Source organism: Pseudarthrobacter sp. 05T312, assembly GCF_056396685.1.
The window spans coordinates 56,571-79,180 of sequence record NZ_JBFTLY010000022.1 but is presented as its reverse complement, the minus strand read 5'-3'; the positions used below and the strand labels follow the sequence as shown (position 1 = coordinate 79,180).

Annotated in this window: 18 protein-coding genes; 6 read left to right on the top strand and 12 right to left on the bottom strand. The window is 61.6% G+C overall.

Annotation, left to right across the window (positions count from 1 at the left end; translation table 11 throughout):
- Window positions 1-27: 27 nt before the first annotated feature.
- The 4 genes from AC1DIP_RS19955 to AC1DIP_RS19940 form a co-directional block, all read right to left on the bottom strand.
- The gene (locus tag AC1DIP_RS19955; protein ID WP_477734832.1) at window positions 28-1,632 is read right to left on the bottom strand and encodes an FAD-dependent oxidoreductase; all 1,605 of its coding nucleotides are present in this window, start codon (window positions 1,630-1,632) and stop codon (window positions 28-30) included.
- On the bottom strand, window positions 1,629-2,663 hold the full coding sequence (locus AC1DIP_RS19950) for a LacI family DNA-binding transcriptional regulator (RefSeq protein ID WP_477734831.1): 1,035 nt from the start codon (window positions 2,661-2,663) through the stop codon (window positions 1,629-1,631). The genes AC1DIP_RS19955 and AC1DIP_RS19950 overlap by 4 nt, the downstream gene beginning before the upstream one ends.
- Window positions 2,664-3,240: 577 nt before the next feature.
- The gene (locus tag AC1DIP_RS19945) at window positions 3,241-3,855 is read right to left on the bottom strand and encodes a carbonic anhydrase (protein WP_477734830.1); all 615 of its coding nucleotides are present in this window, start codon (window positions 3,853-3,855) and stop codon (window positions 3,241-3,243) included.
- Window positions 3,856-4,125: 270 nt separating this feature from the next.
- Window positions 4,126-5,175, bottom strand: a complete 1,050-nt coding sequence (locus AC1DIP_RS19940; RefSeq protein WP_477734829.1) for a LacI family DNA-binding transcriptional regulator — start codon at window positions 5,173-5,175, stop codon at window positions 4,126-4,128.
- A gap of 299 nt (window positions 5,176-5,474) precedes the next feature.
- Between AC1DIP_RS19940 and AC1DIP_RS19935 the strand changes: the two genes are divergently transcribed.
- From AC1DIP_RS19935 to glpX, 5 genes are all read left to right on the top strand, one after another.
- The gene (locus AC1DIP_RS19935; protein ID WP_477734828.1) at window positions 5,475-7,787 is read left to right on the top strand and encodes a polysaccharide lyase 8 family protein; all 2,313 of its coding nucleotides are present in this window, start codon (window positions 5,475-5,477) and stop codon (window positions 7,785-7,787) included.
- 646 nt (window positions 7,788-8,433) lie between these two features.
- The gene (locus AC1DIP_RS19930; RefSeq protein ID WP_477734932.1) at window positions 8,434-10,254 is read left to right on the top strand and encodes a glycerol-3-phosphate dehydrogenase/oxidase; all 1,821 of its coding nucleotides are present in this window, start codon (window positions 8,434-8,436) and stop codon (window positions 10,252-10,254) included.
- Window positions 10,255-10,271: 17 nt separating this feature from the next.
- Window positions 10,272-11,021: an MIP/aquaporin family protein gene (locus tag AC1DIP_RS19925; RefSeq protein WP_377204774.1), complete on the top strand. Its 750-nt coding sequence runs from the start codon at window positions 10,272-10,274 to the stop codon at window positions 11,019-11,021.
- 40 nt (window positions 11,022-11,061) lie between these two features.
- A complete protein-coding gene (glpK, locus tag AC1DIP_RS19920; RefSeq protein WP_477734827.1) occupies window positions 11,062-12,576 on the top strand; it encodes a glycerol kinase GlpK in 1,515 nt (504 codons plus the stop codon).
- Window positions 12,577-12,654: 78 nt separating this feature from the next.
- On the top strand, window positions 12,655-13,740 hold the full coding sequence (glpX, locus tag AC1DIP_RS19915) for a class II fructose-bisphosphatase (protein ID WP_477734826.1): 1,086 nt from the start codon (window positions 12,655-12,657) through the stop codon (window positions 13,738-13,740).
- 817 nt (window positions 13,741-14,557) lie between these two features.
- Here glpX and AC1DIP_RS19910 read toward each other — a convergent pair.
- Window positions 14,558-14,980, bottom strand: a complete 423-nt coding sequence (locus AC1DIP_RS19910) for a hypothetical protein (RefSeq protein ID WP_477734825.1) — start codon at window positions 14,978-14,980, stop codon at window positions 14,558-14,560.
- Window positions 14,981-15,271: 291 nt separating this feature from the next.
- On the opposite strand from AC1DIP_RS19910, the gene AC1DIP_RS19905 reads away from it, so the two are divergent.
- Window positions 15,272-15,958 carry a hypothetical protein gene (locus AC1DIP_RS19905; RefSeq protein WP_477734824.1) on the top strand — a complete coding sequence of 229 codons (687 nt, stop codon included), beginning with the start codon at window positions 15,272-15,274 and terminating at the stop codon, window positions 15,956-15,958.
- Between the two features lie 970 nt (window positions 15,959-16,928).
- Here AC1DIP_RS19905 and AC1DIP_RS19900 read toward each other — a convergent pair.
- From AC1DIP_RS19900 to AC1DIP_RS19870, 7 genes are all read right to left on the bottom strand, one after another.
- Complete coding sequence (locus tag AC1DIP_RS19900) at window positions 16,929-17,648, bottom strand: CPBP family intramembrane glutamic endopeptidase (protein WP_477734823.1); 720 nt, start codon at window positions 17,646-17,648, stop codon at window positions 16,929-16,931.
- Window positions 17,649-17,685: 37 nt separating this feature from the next.
- Window positions 17,686-18,216, bottom strand: a complete 531-nt coding sequence (locus AC1DIP_RS19895; RefSeq protein ID WP_477734822.1) for a CcdC protein domain-containing protein — start codon at window positions 18,214-18,216, stop codon at window positions 17,686-17,688.
- 329 nt (window positions 18,217-18,545) lie between these two features.
- Complete coding sequence (locus tag AC1DIP_RS19890) at window positions 18,546-18,926, bottom strand: DUF7793 family protein (RefSeq protein WP_477734821.1); 381 nt, start codon at window positions 18,924-18,926, stop codon at window positions 18,546-18,548.
- Window positions 18,927-19,109: 183 nt separating this feature from the next.
- On the bottom strand, window positions 19,110-19,325 hold the full coding sequence (locus tag AC1DIP_RS19885) for a hypothetical protein (RefSeq protein WP_477734820.1): 216 nt from the start codon (window positions 19,323-19,325) through the stop codon (window positions 19,110-19,112).
- Between the two features lie 143 nt (window positions 19,326-19,468).
- Entirely contained in the window at window positions 19,469-20,071 is a 603-nt protein-coding gene (locus AC1DIP_RS19880; RefSeq protein ID WP_477734819.1) for an isochorismatase family protein, read from the bottom strand.
- A 134-nt stretch (window positions 20,072-20,205) separates the two neighbouring features.
- On the bottom strand, window positions 20,206-21,183 hold the full coding sequence (locus AC1DIP_RS19875) for a quinone oxidoreductase family protein (protein WP_477734818.1): 978 nt from the start codon (window positions 21,181-21,183) through the stop codon (window positions 20,206-20,208).
- Complete coding sequence (locus tag AC1DIP_RS19870; protein WP_477734817.1) at window positions 21,180-22,514, bottom strand: MFS transporter; 1,335 nt, start codon at window positions 22,512-22,514, stop codon at window positions 21,180-21,182. The genes AC1DIP_RS19875 and AC1DIP_RS19870 overlap by 4 nt, the downstream gene beginning before the upstream one ends.
- Between the last annotated feature and the right edge of the window lie 96 nt (window positions 22,515-22,610).

Here is a 22,610-nt window from a genome sequence, read left to right as displayed (position 1 = left end):
TTGCTGGTTTCATTTAGTGCTCCTTGATTAGTAGCCGGTGATGTCGGGCCAGTGCAGTTCGACACCGGCCCCGGCGAGTAAGGTCTGAAATTCCTTCAGGATGGAAGGAGTGTTGCGTACGGCTCGGGGTTCAATCGCCCGCTCCAGGCAGAAGGCTGCCAGCCAACCTGCTGCCTCGCCGATATTCCACTCGACGGGATGGAGCCGGAACGCTCCATTGGTGAGGTGTGTTGTACCGACGTTTTTTCCCGCCGGGAGCAGGTTTTCCAGACGGACCGGGATCAGTGCTCCGAGGGGAATTTCAAAGGGTACCGATGGGACGTCAATATAATTGTCGCCACCGGTGGAGGGGTGCAGGTCGATTCGGTACATGCCGACTCCGACGCTGTCGAAAAAAGTGGAGGGCTTGCCATTGCCTCGTACGGCGACGGACAAGTCGTTTTCCACCACTGTGTATTCCGCCTTGATGCGGCGGGACTCACGTATATAGGGTGCCTGGGCAAGACCGTCGGTGGTTCCGGTGATGTCCCCGCGAAGGCGGAGTCCGGGCCAACCCTTTCCGCCGTCGGGTCGCGGCGCTTCAGTTTGCAACCAGTAGAACATTGACAGCGACAACTGCCGGGCACCTTCCAAGTGCTTTTCCGGGGCCGGGCTGTCAATGATCGAGCCTTCAAGGTAGTCAATCATCGGCCAGTTGACCAGGACTATGTCACTGTTGAAGTGCCCGTCCGTGAAAAGCTTCCGCGCCACGATGCGCCGGAAGGTCCATAGCTCCCGGTCCCCGGCGGCCTGGCTCTGGTCTGCGGTGATGGCGAGCGGATCGTCGTCGATTGTGGGTGTGAATTCCCGGGTGACGATCTCGAGGGTGCGCGGATCAGGCCCCGTGAGTGAGAGCATGGGCGCGCCCCAGAACTCCGGTTGGTAGTTGCGCCAATAGTCATAATCCCGCGGTTTCTCAACGGTGTGGTCTCCCGGGACATGATCAATGGCGAAGCACCACGAAAAGGCCTGCATATTATCCGGACTGGCAGTTTCGGGAGCGCTTGGCTCACCTGTTTGCTCCCGCGACTCACTGCCGGTGACGTATTCCGCTCCGACGAGGGGGAGTAGTTCGCCTGTTTCAGTCGCGTCCAGAACAAACGCCGCGGTGATTTGTGTGCGTTCTGACGTGAGGGCATCCCTGACGGTGACACTCGTGATGCGGACGTCGGACACTTCCGCTTCAACTGGCAACGCAGGCTGAAGAACTGTCAGCCGGCCCGTACCCAGATAAGGCGCCAGCAGAGCGTCAATAACTGCAACAGCGGCCTTGGGCTCCGCGCAAAGGCGGCTGACCAGGCCCGCACCGGGATTGAGGTCGCTTTTTGCGCGGGCCTCCTCCGTTAGTGGATACCACGCACGGTAGTAGTCTCTGATGCCCTCGCGCAGCTTCCTGTAGGACGCTGTGACGCCGAATTGTTCCACCCACGCGTGTTCATCCATTGGAACCGCCTGGCTGGTCAGCTGTCCACCCAGCCATTGATATTGCTCTGTCAGAACGACGCGGCGGCCGGCCTTGAGTGCTGCCAGTGCGGCTGCTACGCCGCCAAGGCCACCTCCGACGATGAGAACGTCGGTGTCGAGATAGTTCATTGGGCGGCTCTTTCGTTTTTGGGCGCAGCAAGAGTGGAGCCTGGCACGAAGCGGCAGCTCAGCAGAACACGCAGCTCGGAATCAGGAATCCGCTCTTTGCTCGCAATGATTTTTGTCAGAAGCTTCACAGCTCCGGCCCCCAGGTCCTCCCTGGGAGCGCTGAGACGTGTGAAATCGATATCGGTGGTACCTGACCGCGGGGGATCCCCAAGAACAATGATCGAGAGATCCCCGGGTACCGAACAACCTGCTTCGGTGGCCAGTTTCAGCAGTCCCGCGGAATGGTCCTCGGACTCGAGGAACAGGACCGAAGGGCCGTAGGCCCTGATCGCTTTCCATGCCTCGCTCAGGCCCTTCCCTGAGACCGTGTAAAACATGTGTTGTGTATCTCTAACGCCTGCAAGGCCCTCCCGGAAGCCGGCGCGACGGTCCAACACGGACTCTCCCCGGCTGTCCCTCTCCAGGTAGAGGAACCGCCGATGACCCAACTGCAAAGCCTGCTTAACGAGCTCCTTGGTGGAGGAAACGTAATCAACACCGACATACGGCACTCCTGGCGTACTCCTTCGACCTATGGCGACAAAGGAGTATCCGCCCACGGCTAGTCTCCGCAGATCCTCGCTGTCCATTTCCAGACCCAGGAGAATGCATCCGTCAGCAAACGCCAAGCGGTTGTTCTGATGAAAAATTTGTCGGTGCCCGTTGACGACCGGGGCGCTGGTGAACATCAGCAAGTCACAACCCAGCGCCTCTGCCGCGGACTCAATCCCTGTCAAAAGCGGAGTATAGAAGTCCACGGTTTCATGGGGGAAAGCAGCCTCGTACGTGAACACACCGAGAATCTGGTTCTCGCCGCCGGCGAGACGGCGTGCAGCAGGATCGGCAACATAGGTTGTCGCCCGAATCACCTCCATTACACGATCCCGTGTTTCTTTCGCGATTCGCCCCGTCGCATTCACCCGGTTGTTCAGCACCAATGACACGGTTGTTTGGCTTACACCGGCGAGCTCAGCGATGCGGCGCTGCGTCATCCTCCCCGCACCTCTTTGCCCGCCCATTTGATCCCTCCCTTACCGTCGCTAATGCGTATTATCCGATGATATACATCACGATAATGCGTATGATCCGATATTTCAATAGTTCTGCCGCGTTCCGTTTACCGGTTGGGGCGGGCTTGAGCTACCGCTTGGTGGGGGATGTGCAAAGTGGCCTGTGGACACAGGCTCTAACCAGCTCAAAACGACTGTGAGTCATTCGGACAACCGGCACGGAACGGGCGATGCCTCTCATGCGGGCGTGATCGCCTTTTCCTTGTCGAGAAGGACTACTGCGCACGCAAAGCTCGTTGCGCGGAGCACTGAGGCATGTGGAAGCACCATCCCGACCTTGACGATCCTGCTCACCCAGGACTACGAATGACAGGTCCTTAGTAACGGCCACGCCATCGGCGGCAGCGAAGGCATAAACGCTCCGCGTCCTTGATCCTCAACAGAGAGAACGGTAGCCCCTCCTGCTCCCTCGCCCACGACCGAACGCGCTCGACATGGGGCTAGCGCATGGCGATCTGGCACGCTGCCGGCGGACCGGCGGACCGCCGGCGTATGGATCCTAGGGCTCGCCGATTCCGGAAACAAGGTCGGCGCGGCCCTCTGCCAACCGGTAGGAGAGTCCGATGACTGCGGTCCGGCCCTCCTCGATTGCGGCGGAAATCACACGCGAACTGTCCGCGAGGCGCTGGGACATCTGCTTGACGTTCTCCATCACCATGTCGTTGACCCCGGTCTGACCGTTCCGCAGCGAGGTGATGACGGAGGGGGTGATGCGTTCGACGAGGTCGCGGATGAATCCCGCCGGCATCTCGCCTGTCTCCACCGCGTCCCTCGTGGCCGTGACGGCGCCGCAGCTGTCATGTCCGAGCACCACGATCAGCGGCACCCCCAGCACGGCAACACTGTATTCCAGTGAGCCCAGGACGGCGTCGTCAATCACCTGCCCGGCCGTGCGGACCACGAAAACGTCGCCCAGGCCAACGTCGAAAATGATCTCAGCCGCAAGCCGCGAGTCGGAGCAGCCGAAGATCACTGCGAATGGATTCTGCGTGTCCACCAGCGACGAGCGCCGTGAAGCGTCCTGGTTCGGATGGCTGGACTCGCCGTTGACAAATCGTTCGTTGCCTTCGCGCAATCGGCGCCAGGCCAGTGCAGGAGTCAGATTAGTAGCCATGCCTATTACATATAGGTGCAGCGGGTGCGGAAAGGGAAACTGTGACGGCCGGGCCGACTTTAAGGGAGGTTGCAACGGTGGTCGCAAGAAGTTGCGAATTCGTCCAGCTGCGTCCCGCGGGAGAGGCTAAATTTGCTGCTGACAACTGGCGTCAATCACCCATGCGGTCGGGAGTCCACGAAAATCTCCTGACCATCAACATCAAATTTCTGGCCCACCCCGCGGCGGAGACGGGGAGGCAGAGCCGGCTGGGATCATCTCAGCGGTGGCTCACCGGTAACTCCTCACCGATGGCACGCCGAGGGTTCTTCCCGGAAGCACCGTGCACTCCAGCAGCTGCCTGGTAGACAACGTCGGCCCCTGCACACCTTTGAGTATTTGATCGAGAAGGGCTACAGCGCGCGCCCCAAGCTCGGTGCGCGGAGCGCTGAAACAGGTAAAATCAACCCCCAACCCGCTTTTACGATCCCGCTCACCCAGGACCACAAATGACAAGTCCTCAGGAACGGCGACGCCATCGGCGGCAGCGAGGGCATAGAGCTCTTCTGCGTCCTTGGGATCCTCAACAAAGAGGATGGTGGCCCCTCCGGCGCGCACGCGCCGCCACACCTCAGCCAAACCGACTGCCGTAGTCTCTGCCTGTGTCAGGGCAATACCCGCAGCTGCCAGTTCGTCCGTCAGAGCGTCATGCCTGTCACGGGATGATTCGCCAGCGAGAGACAGCCTGGCGTAGAAAGCAGCCGCGTGGCCGGCCCCGATGGCTTGACGAGCCAGTTCGCGAGTGGGCGTGCCATAGTCAACACCGACATAGGCTATGCCTTCAACATCGCGGCGGCCGATAGCAACGAACTTGTACCCGCTGTCCCGCAGTCTGGCAAGCTCGTCATTGTCCATCTTCCGACCCAGCAGTATGCAACCGTCAGCCAGGCGGAGCCGGCTATTTTCATGGAATATCTGGCGGCGCCCATCGACCAGCGGAGCGCTGGTGAACATCAACAGGTCCAAGCCTAAAGCCTCGGCTGCACTCTCCACGCCGGTCAACAAGGGTGTATAGAAGTCTGAAGTTTCGTTGGGAAATGCGTGTTCGTAGGTGAACACTCCGACAAGATTGTTCATCCCGCCCACCAAACTGCGGGCAACAGGATCGGCAACATAGGTCGTCGCTTTGATGACGTCAAGGACACGTTTCCGCGTCTCGTCAGGTATGCGCACACCATTGTCGGTACGGCCGTTCAGCACAAGCGAAACAGTCGCTTGACTCACCCCCGCGAGTTCCGCAATCTTGCGCTGGGTAACTCTCCCCCCCTGGCTCGACGTCATCGGCGTTCCTTTCCAAACACTTGATAATACAAATCATCATAGAGGAGCCGCGGCCCCTCTGCCCTGATAATAGGTATTATCTTATTGACGGCTGAATGCTCGGGAGTGGAGCATCTAAGGATCGGGGGATAGGGAGCCGGTCGCGTATCGGGCGGCTTGGCCATCACCTCATCACGAAAGGGGCCGCTATGTCGCCTACAGATTCCATGCCGTTCTCAAGTGCCTTTTCGAGGGGCGCGTCTCTTAGTCCAGGGGTTTCCCGTCGCTCGCTGATACTTGCGGGTGCAGCCGCGGTCCCCATGCTGGCAGTCGGCGCGCTGTTTACGGCGCCAGCCCGGGCTGCGACGGCCACGGATTTTGACCAAGTCCGCACGCAGTGGCGCGCAACCCTGGTTTCGAACTACGACCTCTCCGACTCTACGGTCCAGCAATATGTCACGGCATCAGCAGCGGAAGCACAATCCTTATGGGACAGCCTATCGACTGCCTCCAACCGCACCTATCTGTGGGCCGACCTCAACAGCAGTAGCGTTTCAGCGATTCAACGGAACAACATGGGCCGGCTTCGGACGCTGGCTCTCGCGTTGAAGTCTCCTGGATCCTCCCTCTACGAGAACACGCAGCTGAAGGCCGACATCGTCTCTGCCCTCGATTGGTTCCTGAGCAACAAATACGGTGTCACCAATCAGTATGACAACTGGTGGGACTTCCAAATCGGCATTCCCCTGGCGCTCAACGACTTCTGCGTCTTGCTGTACGAGGACCTTTCAGCCACACAGGTTGCTACAGCGATGGCTGCCATCAAACGGTATGCACCGACACCCACTATCACCGCAGGCAGCACCTCCACCGGAGCAAACCGCAACTGGGCCTGCTCGATAGCTATAGTCCGCGGTGCCCTCAGTCAGGACAGTGCCACGATTTCTGGTGCAATGACGGCATACGCGGCAATCTTCCCTTACGTCTCGACCGGTGACGGCTTCTATACAGACGGCGGCTTCATTCAACACCAGTATTTCTCCTACAACGGGGGATACGCCGTCTCACTCCTGCAGTACCTCACATACTCCATGGTCGCCACCTTGGGCACTCCATGGGCTTTCAACGCTGCACAGATCGCTGAAGTCTACGACTGGGTGCAGCAGAATTATGTCCCCTGGATTTTCGGGGGTGCCTTTATGGACATGACTCGGGGCAGAGGAATATCACGGTTCTACGAGACCGACCACCGGGTAGGGAGGCTAACGATCGCCACCCTGCTACAGCTCGCCTCCGTATTTCCCGCCGCCCAAGCCCTTGTCGTTCGGGGGCAGTGCAAGGGTTGGATCAACGCCGACCAGTTCCTTCCGTTCTTTGTCTACGACAGTGTCCCGATCGAACAGGTACGGCTGCCCTCCATCGTGAAGGGACGAGCAGTCGTGGCCGATACGAACATTCCGTCAGCAGCCGAATCAACACAGAGCGTCGTGGCAACATCCATGGCCAGAGCAGTCCACCGCCGGCCAACATTCGCCTACGCCGTGGCAATGGACAGCACGGTGATCAAGCCCTACGAGAGCGGCAGCGAGAATCGCCTCGGTTGGTACACCGGAGAGGGAGCGGTCTACCTCAACCTTTCCAGCCAGAACGCACACTGGGCCAACCAATACTGGCCCACGGCCAACAAATACCGCATTCCCGGCACCACCGTCGGCACAAAAACTTTGTCTCCAGCAGCAACGCGGACCTCGCTCAATACGTGGGCCGGGGGCGCCTTACTCGACGGGAATATCGCACTTGGCATGGGACTTAAACCAGCCTCCCAAACACTGACCGGGCGCAAATCCTGGTTCTGCATGGACGACGCCATCGTGTGCCTCGGCGGTGCCATCAGCAGCACCGATGGCGACACCGTAGAGACCATAATCGAGAACCGTAACATCGGCCCCAACGGCGCCACCGTCCCTATCATCGACGGGACATCCGTGCTGACTACGCCAAGCCCAACCCCGAGCTCCTTCACCGCCAACTGGGTTTGGATTCCCAATGTCGGCGGCTACGTGTTCACCCCAGGGACACCGCTTAAAGCGTTGCGGGAAGATCGCACAGGCAAGTGGACCGACATGGACAACCGCGGCGTCTACGATGACACGACCACCTACAGCCGACGATTCATCACCCTGTGGATAGATCACGGAGTGAACCCAAGCAACAGCACCTACTCCTACATCCAGTTGCCCGCGGCAACCCAAGCGCAAACCTCGAGCATGGCATCCTCCAACGACATCACCGTGGTTGCCAACAACAACGATGTCCAAGCCGCCACCCGTACGAGCACCGGCACCACCATGATCAATTTCTGGTCACCTACACCCCCGAAGACCGCGGGCATTCAGTCCAACAACAGGGCATCCATCGTCACCACACGCAAAAACGGGCAGCTCTCGATCGCCGTCACCGATCCCACACAAAAGGTCACCGGTCCCGTAACGGTAACCATCGACGGGCCGGCCACCAGCACCCTGCAAACCGACCCTGGAATCACTGTCCTGGCGCTAAGTCCCAATGTCCAGATCTCGTTTAACGCATCCGGACTAGCAGGTAAGTCCCTGGTCGCACGATTTGCTGTCTAACAGGACGAATCGTCAGAAGATGTCCGTGACAGAGAGCCTTCGATTGTGCGGCGCGGCTGAAAAAACGGCCAGCGGGGTGCTCTTCTGAGCCAGCATGCCCGGCCGGCCCGCCTCCTCTGGTCCTCATAGCCATGACGATCAGAGGAGGCCGAGACGGTGAAGGCCTTTCGGCCTGAATCTCACTGGCTTGCCACCCGGAATGAAGTTATCGACCATTCTGCCCAGCCCGGTTTCCAGCCTGATCCGTTTGCACGCCGCGTTCACTTACCGCCTGGCAAGCCAGCATCCCATTGCCGCTGCCGCTGAGTTCCCTTGTCATAGGAAGCGCACTCCCAGGGATACGAGCCTGCTCCTGACCCCGGCTGTACACAGCCACGCACTTAGAGGCAGAATCTGGGCCGCTTAGGTCATTCTTGCGGCAAGTAGGCCCTTCTACTCACACCCCCACTGGTTCACCAGCACGACGCGTCTTGCTCGTGCACGTTTGTGCAAGTCGCTTGACCCGATTTTCCGCCACTTCGAACAATGGTGGGGAACCCGCCGGCTGCCTCGCTGGCATCCCCAAAGCCAAGGAAGTCTTTTGAGTCCCGATAATTCATCTTTCAAATCGCGCCCGGCTGCACGAGTTGGTGCGGAACGAAATTCCATTCAAAGCCTGCGCCGCCGCCCCCACGCGAAGGTACTGGTGGTGGGTGGTGGCATCAACGGCGTGGGCACCTTCCGCGACCTGGCGCTGCAGGGCGTTGATGTGGCCCTGGTGGAGCGCGGCGACTACTGCCAGGGAGCCAGTGGCGCGTCCTCGCACATGATCCACGGCGGCATCCGCTACCTGGAGAACGGCGAGTTCCGCCTGGTCCGGGAGTCAGTGGTGGAACGCAACCGCCTGCTGAAGATTGCCCCGCACTACGTCAAGCCCTTGCAGACAACCATTCCGATCTTCAGCACGTTCTCCGGGATCCTGTCTGCACCGCTGCGCTTCCTGACCCACAAGCAGCAGGGCAAGCCGAAGGAGCGCGGTGCTTTCCTGATCAAGGTCGGCCTTAGCCTTTACGATTCGTTCTCCAGGGACGGCGGCACGGTGCCCCGGCACCAGTTCCGCGCGCACAAGGCAGCCCTCGAGGAGCTGCCGGCCCTGCGGCCCGACGTCAAATACACCGCCACGTATTTTGACGCCTCGGTCCATAACCCGGAGCGGCTGACCCTTGATGTCCTGCAGGACGGCGAGAAGGCCGGCCGGGCGAACAAGGCCCAGGCCACCGGGGCACAGGGTGACACAGCCCGCGCCAGCAACTACCTCTCGCTGCAGTCCGTGTCTCCGGCGCCCAACCCCGGACCGGGCCGTGGCAGCACTGTCCGGCTGCGCGACGAACTCACCGGGGAAGAGTTCGACTTCACGGCTGACATCATCGTCAACACCACCGGGGCGTGGGTGGACCTCACCAACGAGTCCATGGGCGCGGCATCGTCCTTCATGGGCGGTACCAAGGGCTCGCACATCGTGCTGGACCACCCCGGCCTCCTTGCCGCCTGCCGCGGACGCGAGATCTTCTTCGAGCACACCGATGGCCGGATCGTCCTCATCTACCCGATGGGCGACCGGGTGCTGGTGGGCACCACCGACGTCGATGCGGACATGTCGGAGGATGCCGTCTGCACGGACGAGGAGATCCAGTATTTCTTCGACCTGATCGGCCACGTCTTTCCCTCGATCGACGTGACGCCGGACGATATTGTCTACACGTTCTCCGGTGTGCGCCCTCTGCCAAGCCATGACGCCACCCAGCCCGGCTTCGTCTCCCGGGACTACCGCATCGAACGGCGCGCCTCGGGGCAGGACGGAAACGGCGCCCTCGTTTTGAGCCTGGTGGGTGGCAAGTGGACAACGTTCCGCGCCCTCGCCGAGCACCTGACCAATGAGGTCCTCTCCGAACTCGGTGTCCAGCGCAAGGTCTCGACGGCGCAGCTCCCCATCGGCGGCGGCGCCGGCTTCCCCGCAGATGAAGCGGGCGTGCAGAAGTGGATCAAGGCGCACATGGCGGAGGGCCGGGACGCAGACCGCACCGCCGGACTGCTCACCCGCTACGGCACCCGCGCCGAAGACGTGATCGCCTACCTCGACGCCGAGCCCGACCACGTCCTGCGGTCCACCCGGGAACTCAGTGTCCGTGAACTGGAGTTCATGGCGGCCAACGAGCAGGTCGGACACCTGGTGGATGTATTCATCCGGCGTACCTCCCTGGCCTTCCGCGGCCTGGTCACCGATGAGCTCCTCAACGAAGTGGCCGAGGTGCTCTCAACCCCCCTTGGTTGGCGTGCGGGAGACCGGAACGCAGAAATGCTGCATGCGAAGTACGTGCTGCAGCGTTTTCATCGCGTGGAAACGGATAACCAGAAGGTTGAACAGGCCTACCGGCGGGATCACAACGCCTCGCTACCCCAAGCTATCTCACTGAAAAAGGACCAATAACAAAGAAGGAGTCAAAGATGTCTCTAGGAATAGTCTTCCTCTCCGAAGTCTTTGGCACGGGCATGCTGACCCTGTTGGGTTGCGGCGTCGTTGCCAACGTGGCTTTGCGGGGGACAAAAGGCAACAACGGCGGTTTCCTCATGGTCACCTGGGGGTGGGGAATCGCCGTCTTCGCGGGTGTCTTCGTCGCCGCCAAGTCGGGCGCGCACCTGAACCCCGCCGTAACGCTCGGGTTGCTGCTCAACGGCAAGGCCGAGTACGCGCCGGGGGTCGCCATCGATTTCGCTTCCACCCTGACCTACTTCGCCGGTGAGATGGTGGGTGCATTCCTCGGTGCGGTGGTCTGCTGGCTCGCATACAAGCAGCATTTTGATGACGAGCCGGAACCCGCGGGCAAGCTCGGCGTCTTCTCCACCGGACCGGCCATCCGGTCCACGCCCTGGAATGTCATCACCGAAGTCATCGGCACTTTTGTGCTGGTCTTCGTCATTCTTACCCTCGGGGGCACCCCCTCCGGCCTCGGTCCGCTCGCAGTTGCGCTGCTCGTGGTCGGTATCGGTGTTTCCCTCGGTGGTCCTACCGGCTACGCCATCAACCCCGCCCGTGACCTCGGGCCCCGGATTGCCCACTTCGTGCTTCCCATCAAGGGCAAGGGCTCCAGCGACTGGGCCTACTCGTGGGTGCCGGTCGTAGGGCCACTGGTTGGCGGTGCGCTCGGCGGCTTGATGGCACGACTTGTTCCCATCATCGTCACGGCCGCATCCTGACCCGCACCACTCCAGCCATTAACAAGACAAGGACGTCATCATGAACCAGTACGTAATCGCCATCGACCAGGGCACCACCAGCACCCGCGCCATCATCTTTGACCACAGCGGGGCGATTGTCTCCTCCGGACAACTGGAGCACGAGCAGATCTTTCCGCAGGCTGGGTGGGTGGAGCACGATGCCACGGAGATCTGGACCAACACCCGTGAGGTCATTGGCTCAGCCCTCTCCAAGGCGAACCTGACACGGCACGATATTGCCGCCGTCGGGATCACCAACCAGCGCGAGACCGCGGTGGTGTGGGACAAGACCACGGGCAAGCCGGTGTACAACGCCATCGTCTGGCAGGACACCCGCACCCAGGACATCGTGGACGAACTGGGCAAGGACGGCGGCGCCGACCGCTTCAAGCAAAAGGTCGGCCTGCCACTGGCCACCTACTTCTCCGGTACCAAGATCAAATGGATCCTGGACAACGTTGACGGTGCCCGCCAAAAGGCAGAGGCCGGTGACCTGGTCTTTGGCAACACGGACGCCTGGGTCCTGTGGAACCTGACCGGCGGTGTGGACGGCGGTGTCCACGTCACGGACGTGACCAACGCTTCCCGCACCCTGTTCATGGACCTCGAAACACTGCAGTGGGACGACGAAATCCTCGGGATTTTCGGCGTGCCGCGCAGCATGATGCCGGAGATCAAGTCCTCCTCTGAGGTTTACGGTGAAGTCCACGGCTCGCAGCTGCTGCGCGAGACGCCGGTGTCGGGCATCCTGGGCGACCAGCAGGCTGCCACCTTTGGACAGGCTGCATTCGAAGCCGGTGAGGCCAAGAACACCTACGGCACGGGCTGCTTCCTGATCTTCAACACGGGGGAGGAAATCGTCCACTCCAAGAACGGGCTCCTCACCACGGTGGGCTACAAGCTGGGCGACGCCAAGCCGCACTATGCCCTCGAGGGCTCCATCGCCGTCACCGGTTCCCTTATCCAGTGGCTCCGCGACAACCTGGGCATGATCAGCAGCGCCCCTGAGGTGGAAACCCTTGCGGCCGCCGTGAAAGACAACGGTGGCGTTTACATTGTTCCTGCCTTCTCCGGCCTGTTTGCCCCGTACTGGCGCTCGGACGCCCGCGGTGCGATCGTGGGGCTGACACGGTTCGTCAACAAGAACCACATCGCCCGGGCGGCCCTGGAAGCCACCGCGTTCCAGACCCGCGAGGTGCTGGACGCGGTCAACGCGGACTCCGGCGTGCCGCTGAGCGAGCTGAAGGTCGACGGCGGCATGGTGGCCAACGACGCACTCATGCAGTTCCAGGCGGACATCCTGGGCGTCCCGGTCATCCGGCCAAAGGTCATCGAAACCACCGCGCTGGGAGCGGCCTACGCGGCAGGGCTGGCCGTTGGGTTCTGGAAGGACCTGGGCGAGTGCTCGGCCAACTGGGCCGAGGACAAGCGCTGGGAGCCCCAGATGGACCAGGCTGAACAGGACCGCCAGATGCGGCTCTGGAAGAAGGCCGTCACCAAGTCCATGGATTGGGTGGACGGGGACGTCCGGTAGCGCCGATCAACTCCACGAGCCGCCCTGCCGATTCAGGCAGGGCGGCCCACCATCTCCTAGCGCTCAAGAAGGAAACTTTTGCCCAACGCTTCCAAACCATCCCGCTATCTAACCCTCTCACCGTCCCTTGCTGTGGGCCACGACGAGCCGGACCGCAACCTTGCCCTGGAACTCGTCCGCGTCACCGAGGCAGCCGCCATCGCCGGCGGCCACTGGGTTGGCTTCGGCGACAAGAACACCGCCGACGGCGCAGCCGTCGACGCCATGCGCTCCTTCCTGCAGACTGTCCACTTCAACGGCGTCGTGGTCATCGGCGAAGGCGAAAAAGACGAAGCCCCCATGCTGTTCAACGGCGAACGCGTAGGAGACGGCACGGGGCCGGAATGCGACGTCGCCGTTGACCCCATCGACGGCACCCGGCTGACCGCCCTGGGCATCAACACCGCCCTGGCCGTCCTGGCCGTTGCCGAGCGCGGCTCCATGTTCGATCCCTCCGCCGTGTTCTACATGGAAAAGCTCGTTACCGGCCCCGAGGCCGCGGACATGGTGGACCTGCGCCTGCCGGTCAAGCAGAACCTGCACCTGATCGCCAAAGCCAAGGGCGTGAAGGTCAACCAGCTCAACGTAATGATCCTTGACCGCGACCGCCACAAGCCGCTGGTGGAGGAAATCCGCGAAGCCGGTGCCCGCACCAAGTTCATCATGGACGGTGACGTAGCCGGCGCCATCGCAACCGCCCGGTCCGGCACGGGCGTGGACGCCCTCATGGGCATCGGCGGAACGCCCGAAGGCATCGTGGCCGCCTGCGCCATCAAGTCCCTGGGCGGCGTCATCCAGGGCCGTCTCTGGCCCACCAGCGACGAGGAGAAGCAGAAGGCGATCGACGCCGGCCACGACCTCGACCGAGTGCTGTCCACCAACGACCTGGTCTCCAGCGACAACTGCTACTTCGCCGCCACCGGCATCACCGATGGCGACCTGCTCAAGGGCGTCCGCTACTCCAAGGACAAGGTCCTCACGCAGTCCATCGTCATGCGCTCCAAGTCCGGCACCATCCGCTTTGTGGACGGCGAGCACCAGGCCAGCAAGTGGGAGAACTACGCCCGCAGACGCCCAGGCAATCAACCCTCGCTGCCGTGGAATGGCAGGCTGAAATCGTCGTGATCTTCTCTGCTCGCAGAGGTCCGGCAGTGGATCTGAATCGTTTCCATTTTGAGTGGACATGACGTGCTAGCGGGGAACGGTGATCGTAGTGGCGCTCATGCTCTCCTTCGCCGCGGTGGTGGCGCCCTTCCTCATCCACTTACTGGAGCACGGTTCGTTGTGGGAGCCCTACGTCCCCGAAGTTGCAATGGGAGACGGAGAAAGACCCTCACGTCCGTTGACTCGATCCATGAGGGTCTTCCATTTAGCTGCTCCGCACGTGGGGAAACTTTCGTTATCGCTTCGGCAAAAGTAGTACCAAGGATGCCACTATTCAAAGTCTGAACGTCTAGGGTACCCGCCGAATGAACAAAATAAGGCGGTAGGGCCGCATGCCGCCCCCTACCGGCGGGAAGCGCACCCGCAAATGCGGGTGCCAGCACCAATGCTAGCGACGACGTAACCGGCGGGATATAGCAGAAGACCCCGAGGCATGGGGGACGTCTCGGGGTCTTGTAGCTGGCGCCTCCAGACACGTGCAGTAGTCGCCTCAACAAAGTTACTGTCTAGTACGAGCGTAGACAACTTGCATTTTTGCAGGACGGGCCTGCATGCCTACAGATTCACACCCGGGAACTCCGATCAAGAGCGGTAGGCCCGGAGCCGCGCCCAAAAGGTAAACCCCGCTGTTGTAGTTCGCAGGGAGTGCTCATTCCAGCAGGCCAGAGGCCGAAAGCCGATAATAAAGATTCTGTAAGGCTGGCCGGATAGGGGAGTGGTTGCAAGCGGCTCATCGGCACGTGCACGGAGGGCCCCTTTCGGTCCTCCCCTAAACCCGTTATTCTTCCTTCGCTTCTTCCAGGACTGCACGGGCTGCCGCGGCGTCATGAAGGTCCGGCAGGTACTTTTCCTGCTCTTCGATCTTGCGGCGGTAGAAGTCGTGGGCGGCTTGTTTCGTGATACCCAGTGCTTCGCCGATCTGGGCCCACGTCGCGCCGGCCTCGCGTGCGGATTTGATGACGTACCAGCGCCTGGCCGTGAGCAGCTCGACTGCCTTCGCGTTTGCACGCAGCGCCTCCAGCGCTGTGACTTCCCTGACCTCTGCAAGGAACTGTGCTGCTGCCACACGGGCCTGGTCACTGCCGGTGGAAGAAACTTCTCGCCACGTCTCGCCGCGGTTGAAGTCCTCCCACACCCTGAGCAGCTCGTGGACATCACCACCGCTGAGGGCTTCCGCGACCGACCGCGCGTCATCGTTCATGAAGTCAAGCTAGCTTGACGACTCCGGGCCGGTCAAGGGAATCGCCCGTGATTCTGGCGCGCGCGAGGGGGAGCATTCGTAGAACGGCGCCCCACCGAATCGCTCCGCGTCTTGCGGCAGGTGGCCGGACATGGCGAAACTCCGGCCAAATAGCGGTTGGCCGAAGTTCCATCCCACATCCTGCAGGCTGAACCTTGAAGTTGGCTGGGAACAGGACGATCGGCCCTTCACGTGCACCGCCGAGCGTCATCCCGGTCGGCGACTTCCGGTTTTGATGCTTAGGCTTTTGCCATGAGGGTTGCGAAAACCGACACCATCGCCGGGCTGCCGGCTGTGCTGGCACGCTCGATTGTCCGCAAACTCAGGGGCCGCGAGATGGTCGGCGAGGCCGTAGCGGACCTGCTCGAAGGGACCGGATGCGAACGTGAAGCCGTTCTCGCGGAGCTGGAAGCTGCCGGCTACATGGAGAAAGTCCGTGTCGACACCGACGGCGATGTCTGGTGGGACTCGACCATCCAGGGCAATGCCCTGGCGATGGCAAGCTTCGGAAAGCCGATCAGCAGAAAGACCGCAGAGCGCCTGATAGCAGGTTTGGTGGAACGAGCACAGGCTTACAACGGCGACCCAGGCAAACCCCTGTTCATCAGCACACTCAGGGTTTTCGGAAGTTACCTCAACCCGGACGTCAATCCACTGGGCGACGTCGACATCGAACTCACGTACGGCAGACGGATCACAGGGCAGACGGCGCTGGCGGACTACACCAGGGCCAGTGGACGGTCGTTCGGGACATACTTCGACCAGTTGATGTGGCCGCAGACCGAACTGGTCCGGCACCTGAAGAAACGGTCCGCGTTTATCAACATCACCCTCGAAGACATCACCAGGATTACCGACACCTTTGAAACTTTGTACAGCATCGACGAAGACCCGGGCACGGTCCCGCCGCCAGCCGACAGAACACTCGTCGGCAGGTAAGAACGAGGCCCTTTTCGATCGCTCCCCTGCCCATTTTAAAGAGCCGATAGCTTATATTCCGTCAACCTGCCTCGGCAGGGCGCACCCGTGCGTGCTGATGACGCGGCCGGAACTGGTGGCGACTCTGATCCGTCCATGGCTGGGGTCAATTCGGGTTATCCACGGCTGGAAATTGGGAGCCGTTGGGGGAGCTCCCTGGCAGCGGTAGCGGTGGATAACCTTTGAGAATTGTCCCCGGCTGTGGGCGGCGGCAACATACTTGTCAGGTGGGGGTGTAATCCAAACTGCCTCATACCCCCGCCCACCGCGAACGTCAGGTATGGGATTGGAGCCACGCGTCGCTTCCGACAGGGTGGTAAACGGCACGGTGCTGCGCGTTGCGGGGACTTTCGTCACATATAAGAACGCTGTGGCCCAGTCGACGGGGGAGGATGCCATGAGCGCCCCGGACAGCGACCGGCAATGGATCAAGTGCCAGTAGCTTGTCGATTTTATGCTTTGCCTCCTTACATCGCGGAGCTCTACGAGGAGGGGGTACAGCCCCAGCTCCTTGAAATTGGCGAGGTACGTCTGGGTCAGATCCCCTCCAGTCCAGTGGTGACGGCCGAGCCCAGCCAGGTTCGCAGGGTTTAGGCACTAATGACGCGATCGAGCGCTGGCCGCAGCGCCCCCCCGGCTCCGTGCGGTTGCGAGTTCTGTCATGAGGATGTCCATGCCGGCCTCATGCAACTCCTTGGGGAGCCGTCGGGGAAACTCTCTCAGGAGCAGTGGCGGTGGATAACTATCAGGACGTCGCCGCTTTAGAGGCAGATAGAAGCCACCCTTCCCCGCGGGCGAGACCCTTTCGTGTATGCCGCCGTGCCGATAATAAAATATGGTCGTGCGGCGACGTCGTGGGCCTTTTCGCTTCGTGCCTCTATCGATTCCACTACTGCTCGTTTTGTTGCTGGGCATGGGTGGTCGCAGGGGGTTAGATCATTTGCCAGAGGTGGTCGTCGCCTTTGAGGATCCGCAGCCCATAGGCGAGCAGGATGATGTCGCCGCTGATCATGAGGATCCATCGCCAGGTACTTGTGATGTCCCCGGCCTGGAGGGCGATGTCTGTGACGGCGTGGATGATGATGAGGGGCCATAGGGTGACGCCGCGTAAACGGAGGGCGGCCATGCCTATGCCGAAGCATGTTGCGCCTATGACCTGTGCGGTGGTGATGGCGGGGTTGGCGCCGAAGGCGATGTTGGTTAGATGGATCAGGCCGAACAGCCCTGATGACAGCAGGGCGGCCTTGGTCGGGCTCGACGATGCCAGGCTGTCCAGGATCAGGCCGCGGAACCATAGTTCCTCGTAGATCCCGGTGGCGAGGTACCCGATGATGAGGGTGCTGCCCGCTTCCGGGCCAATGTCCTTCAGGCCGGGGGCGAACGGGGCGAGGGCGACCAGTACGGGGATGACGAGCAGGACCGGGTGCAGGCGGCCGGAGGTCAGAAGATCCCGGCGGGTCACTGCGACGGTGATCGCGGCGACGGCGGCCATGACCAGCACGGCAACGAAGCGTTGTTGGGTTGCTTCCAGGCCCGGGGCGACCCAGCCGATGAGCAGCGCTGTAAGGAGTGTCAGTGCTGCGGCCAGGCCGGTCAGGGCGAATGCGGTGTAAGGGGGCCGTGAGCGGGTCATTGGTGGGGTGTGGGTCATTGGTTGGGTGTGTGGCATCGTGGGTGTCCTGTTCATGTCAGTACTGGCCTGCGGGCTGGGCGGCTGCGCCGGCAACGAGCGGCAGGCTCCGGCAGCGGATGAGTGTTGTGATGACCCGGGCGGTGACCATGGTTAGGGCCACGATGATGAATGCGGCGGTCCATGCGTCGGCGCCGGTGATGGCGTTGGTGATCGAGAAGTCCCGGATGCTGGCCGCGGCCCAGCCGTTGGCCGATTCTGCGAAGGCGACCCTGCCGCCGATGACTACCAGCCACAGGAGGGCATACATGGCTCCGGCCTTGCTTTCCACTGTTCCGTCGGGACGGCGTTTCACCGGCATGAGCAGCGCTGCCAGGATGCCTAGGGCTACCCCGGTGCCGGCTCCGATGAAGTCCAGGGCGACATCGTTGCCCCGGGTTGGAACGTCTGAGAGCAGCCAGGCGCCGGCGACGACGGCCAGGATGATCGGTAGGGTCAGGCGTCGGCGCGTGACCGGGCGCGTGCCCAGATTGGTGGCAAGGATGAAGATCAATAGGCCGAGGTTGAGCAGCCATTGTGCAGTGGTCATGTGGTGTTTCTCCGGTGCGTCCTGGGCCCGATGGGCCCGGTGTATGTGCTTTCTTCAAAGCTACGCAGGAGAACTAACCGGCGATTCAGCCCGTCGGTGGATTCACTGCTGACCGGGTGGAGAACAGACCTGTTCAGCCGGTGACCAGACGGTGGCGGAAGGCGTAGCCGACCAGCTGGGCCCGGTCCCGCATCCCGGTCTTAGCCAGCAGTCTTCACCCCACGGGAAACCATCGGGGAACGAGGGCACGCTGAATCGGGTTGGATGCCCTGCCAACGCCCGCGTGTGACTTGGATTGCCGGCTCGAGCCGGCAGGCAGGTGTTGCTTCCTAGGAGGCAACGCCTGCCTGGGATTTCAGCCATGCTTCTGCCTCCGGCCGTGAGGTGAACAGCCGGATAGTGCATGTCGCGGGGACTTTGCTCACGTAAAAGTAGGCTGTGGCCCAGTCAACTGGTGAGGAAGCGGCAATTGCCAGGACTGAAACAGGCAGCGGAGCTGCGGCCAGGAGCGCTTCGATTTGAAGCTTCACCCTCCGTACGCCGCAGAGCTCTATGAGGAGCGGGTAGGTCCTCCGGCCAGTGAGGCTGGCAATCTGGCCATGAACACTGGCGGCGTTCTTCTCGGTTACCTCCGATGCAGTCCAACGGAGGTACACGAAGCCCTCAGCGAGCATCACGCAGTTCGGTTCATCGCTTGTTTTCTTGGTCATGAGGATTCCAGATGTGCCTTCGGTGGTCGGGCGGAGCGCGGCGAAAGGACGCGCACGGGATCCTCCTTTGGATACGGTGTGTGTTCTACTACGCAGGGTCTTGAAGATCAGCATGTTTGCTCTTGCCCGAAGCACGGCGACGACCGGGAGCGACCTTGATCAGCTAAGGATGTCCCTAACTGGCTAACTGAAAGACCGCTGTTCCCAGGTTTCTCCGTAAGGAACTTCTGCGGAGATCTTGACGCTGAAAGAGTTGAAGTCGTGCTGGGTGACCATGATTCCGTGACGGCCGAAGAGCATCGCCCGCGAGCGAATCTCATTGACTGCAGCGGTGATGTTTTCCTGAAGCGATTCCGGGTTTGCGCCATCAACTTCAATGGCAGGGTGCAGTGTGGGCATGATGGTTCGTTCCTCCCGAGGGTGGGGCGTTAGGCAGGGGACAGGCATGGGGTCGATCGCAGGCGACATGTTCAGCACCGCAGCTGTTTACGGGACGGATGGCCCCGGCCAGGGCGACCCGGGTTCTTGCAGTTGGATGGGGCTCAGACACGGATCAAGTCGTTGGTCTGAACGATGGTGGCGAACTCTTGGTGGAGGTTTGTAGCAGTGACGTGCGCCAACTGGGAGGCGCTAGTTATGGATCTATCCGGGGCCGCACGGTCAAAGGTGTATGTGGCATCGAGGGCGAAATAGACGGTGAAGCCCAAGTTCGCACCTACTCGGGCGGTCGTTTCGCAACAGTGGTTGGTGGTAATTCCACAAACCACGATGTCTTTGATGTCCTGGTTTGTGAGCCATGCAGCGAGGTCCGGGGTGCCGTGAAAACTCGAGTTCACCTCCTTGGTTACGAGGAGGTCGGTGCGGCCGTCTGTCCACGGGTACAAGGCATTGCCCGGGCTGGAGGGATGTAGTGGCGATTCCACTGTTCCTGAGTTGTGCTTGACAAGGACTACGGGGCGGTCGCTGGCCCGCCACTCCTCCAGCAAGGTCCGGATGTTGCCTTCGCACTCTGGATTGTCCCGGGGACCCCAGAAGGACTCGTTTCCGAATCCGACCTGGGCGTCCACGACTACCAATGCCGTCCGGTTGAGGGCCCCGTTTTGCCAAAGCTGTGCACGCCTTGCTTCATGCCCTTTCGTTGACACGGTGTTCTTTCCTTTCCGGTACTGGTTGGCGAAACCACGACTCCGCCAGGGTCACGGGACGCCTCCCCGTCCAGCGCCGGTAACGGTGCCTTGGCCATGAGCCGAAGACAAGGGGGCGTTGTTCTTCTTCGCATTCAGGGGCAGACCTTGACCACCGTTTTGCCCGACTGGGTTCCCTCGCCCTGGGCGATGTGGGCTGCGGCAGCCTCGTCCCAGCCCACCACGCGGGGGGTACTGATGGTGACGCCGGCGGCTGCCATATCGAAGACGCCCTTAATGAGCCCGTTGGCAAGCCTGGGGTTGCGGCGGGCGAGGTTAATGATGCTGAACCCGGTGACGGTCGCATTATTTGTCCGCAGTTCCCGCAGGGAGGGCAGAGCAGGATCCGGGTGTCCGCTGGCGGCCCCATATGACACGAGGCGGCCACCGGCAGTGAGCATCCGCACGGCCGATTCCATGACCGGTCCGCCTACGGATTCAAGTACGACGTCGAAGCCGCCGCTGGGGCTGCTGTCTTTGACGCGTTCACTGAAGTGCTCATCGCGGAGTACCGGGACGTAACCGGAAGCAAGGGCGCTGATCTTATCGGGGGAACCTACCCCGCCGACAATGGTGGTGACGCCGTGATGTGTCAGGACGGTTGCAAGCGCGGTACCCACACCCCCTGCACCACTGGTGACGAGGACGGTGTCTTCCGGGCCGACGTGGGAGGCCTTCACCAGCCCCAGCGCCGTGCCCCAGGTCAGTGGGACCGTTGTCGCAGCGGCAAGATCCATGTCCAGCGGTACTTTTACCGTAAGGGCAGCTTCGGCCAGCGCAACTTCGCTTAGCCCGGTCCCGTTGACGGTGAAAGCAACCACACGGTCCCCGGAACGGATATCTGTCACTTCGTCCCCAGTTTCAAGAACGGTGCCGCCGACCTCCAGTCCGGGGATGTGGGGCCAGCCGGAGGTGTAGCCGGGAAGCCCCCTGCGGGCCAGGACGTCTGCAAAGTTCAGTCCTGCGTAGGAAACAGCGATGGTGATTTGGTGGGGGCCGGGACGTGGCATTGTGCGTTCGCTGTACTGCATGACTTCAGGGCCGCCAGGGCCAGTCATTTCAAGGGTTTTCATGGTGTTTTCTCCAGGCTGGATAGTTGCGCCGTTTTGGGATGGTTGACGTTTGTCGTGGTTGTGTTGGTTTCCACCAACGGCGCCCCCGGTGCAGCGTTTGCTGAGCGGGGCGCATATCTCTGTTGATATGCCGTGACTATTGGGTGATTGTGAGCGGCCAGTGCCACTGCGGTTTGGAGCCGGGACTTGCTTCTGTGCAGCAACGCGCCTGCTGATGCGACCAGAATGACGGCGAGGCCGTAGACGTTCGTTGTGGTGCTCTGTCCAATAGCGTCCGCGAGAACGCCGGCAGCGACGACGGGTGCGCCACAGCTCAGGTAGCAGACGGCGTAAACGGCGGCGAAGATCCGGGCCACGTCGCGCGGGGGTGCCATTTGCCTGGCCAGGCGGAATGCACTGGAATTTGCCGTGCCGAATCCAAAGCCGGTGACGATGGAGGCCGTAATGCACCAGCCCAGCGACCCGCCCGTTAGCGAAGCCAGCAAAATCGCAGTTCCTGCGATCAGCAGCAAAGATCCGGACATGGCCATGATGACCGGGTGGAATCGCTCGGTCACCATACCGCTTATCGCGCCGACGCCGGCCAGCAGTCCGATCATGATGCCGCCCGTGAAGCTGCTCGGGGCGCCGCAACGCTCGAGCACGACTCCTGGAAGCAGACTCATGAAGTACCCTCCAGTCATCCAGACAGCGGCGATAACAGGGACAAGGGCGCGGAAATCGGCACGGAATTGCCGGGGTATTGCGGGCCGGGGGATGAGGGATTTCAGTTCCCCTGGCCGCCGGGGTGAAGTCTCCGGCGTCAGGAGAGTGAGGATGATGCCAGCACCAAAAGTAGCGGCCAGCACAGTGAAAACTGTTGGCACGGGCGCTGAAACCCATTGGGCCACCGCGCCGGCCGCCAATGCGCCGGCCGCCATTCCCCCCTGCGTTGCGAAACTTGCGATCGTAGCCCCCAGCGTGGGCCTGTCCCGCGGCGCCATGTCGGTTACGAACGCGGTCAGCGTGGTAGTCAGCGCCCCGGTGGCGATTCCCTGCAGGGTCCTGCCCGCGATGACCCAGCCCATGTCCGGTGCCCACCCGAGCAACAGCATTGCTGCAGCTTGAACGGACAGCGCTGAAATGAGAACGGGTTTTCGACCCAGGTAGTCGGACAGGGAACCGACCGTTACGAGCGCGCCAAGCATTGCAAAGGCGTAGGCAGAAAAGGCCAGAGTGAGAAGCCACAGGGGGAAGCCCCATGAAGCTTGCATGACTGAATACAGGGGAGAGGGGGCGCCGGCCGCCGCGAGTACAACGAAGAAGAGCAATGTCAGGCCAGGGAAAGTCACCCGCGGGGACAACCGAAACCTTCTTCTGTGTGCCGGATGGCCACGGCTGCTGTGCCTGGCCACGGACTATCCGCGCGGGCCGGGACGAAGCCCGCC

What these genes read in the sequence shown, in the direction of transcription:
- AC1DIP_RS19955 (WP_477734832.1), bottom strand. Translation starts at nt 1,632, where the DNA reads ATGAACTATCTCGACACCGACGTTCTCATCGTCGGAGGTGGCCTTGGC.
- AC1DIP_RS19905 (WP_477734824.1), top strand. Translation starts at nt 15,272, where the DNA reads ATGAGGGTTGCGAAAACCGACACCATCGCCGGGCTGCCGGCTGTGCTG.
- AC1DIP_RS19925 (WP_377204774.1), top strand. Translation starts at nt 10,272, where the DNA reads ATGTCTCTAGGAATAGTCTTCCTCTCCGAAGTCTTTGGCACGGGCATG.
- glpK (WP_477734827.1), top strand. Translation starts at nt 11,062, where the DNA reads ATGAACCAGTACGTAATCGCCATCGACCAGGGCACCACCAGCACCCGC.
- AC1DIP_RS19895 (WP_477734822.1), bottom strand. Translation starts at nt 18,216, where the DNA reads ATGACCACTGCACAATGGCTGCTCAACCTCGGCCTATTGATCTTCATC.
- AC1DIP_RS19900 (WP_477734823.1), bottom strand. Translation starts at nt 17,648, where the DNA reads ATGACCCACACCCCACCAATGACCCGCTCACGGCCCCCTTACACCGCA.
- AC1DIP_RS19875 (WP_477734818.1), bottom strand. Translation starts at nt 21,183, where the DNA reads ATGAAAACCCTTGAAATGACTGGCCCTGGCGGCCCTGAAGTCATGCAG.
- AC1DIP_RS19940 (WP_477734829.1), bottom strand. Translation starts at nt 5,175, where the DNA reads ATGACGTCGAGCCAGGGGGGGAGAGTTACCCAGCGCAAGATTGCGGAA.
- AC1DIP_RS19910 (WP_477734825.1), bottom strand. Translation starts at nt 14,980, where the DNA reads ATGAACGATGACGCGCGGTCGGTCGCGGAAGCCCTCAGCGGTGGTGAT.
- AC1DIP_RS19935 (WP_477734828.1), top strand. Translation starts at nt 5,475, where the DNA reads ATGCTGGCAGTCGGCGCGCTGTTTACGGCGCCAGCCCGGGCTGCGACG.
- AC1DIP_RS19885 (WP_477734820.1), bottom strand. Translation starts at nt 19,325, where the DNA reads ATGCCCACACTGCACCCTGCCATTGAAGTTGATGGCGCAAACCCGGAA.
- AC1DIP_RS19950 (WP_477734831.1), bottom strand. Translation starts at nt 2,663, where the DNA reads ATGACGCAGCGCCGCATCGCTGAGCTCGCCGGTGTAAGCCAAACAACC.
- AC1DIP_RS19945 (WP_477734830.1), bottom strand. Translation starts at nt 3,855, where the DNA reads ATGGCTACTAATCTGACTCCTGCACTGGCCTGGCGCCGATTGCGCGAA.
- AC1DIP_RS19890 (WP_477734821.1), bottom strand. Translation starts at nt 18,926, where the DNA reads ATGACCAAGAAAACAAGCGATGAACCGAACTGCGTGATGCTCGCTGAG.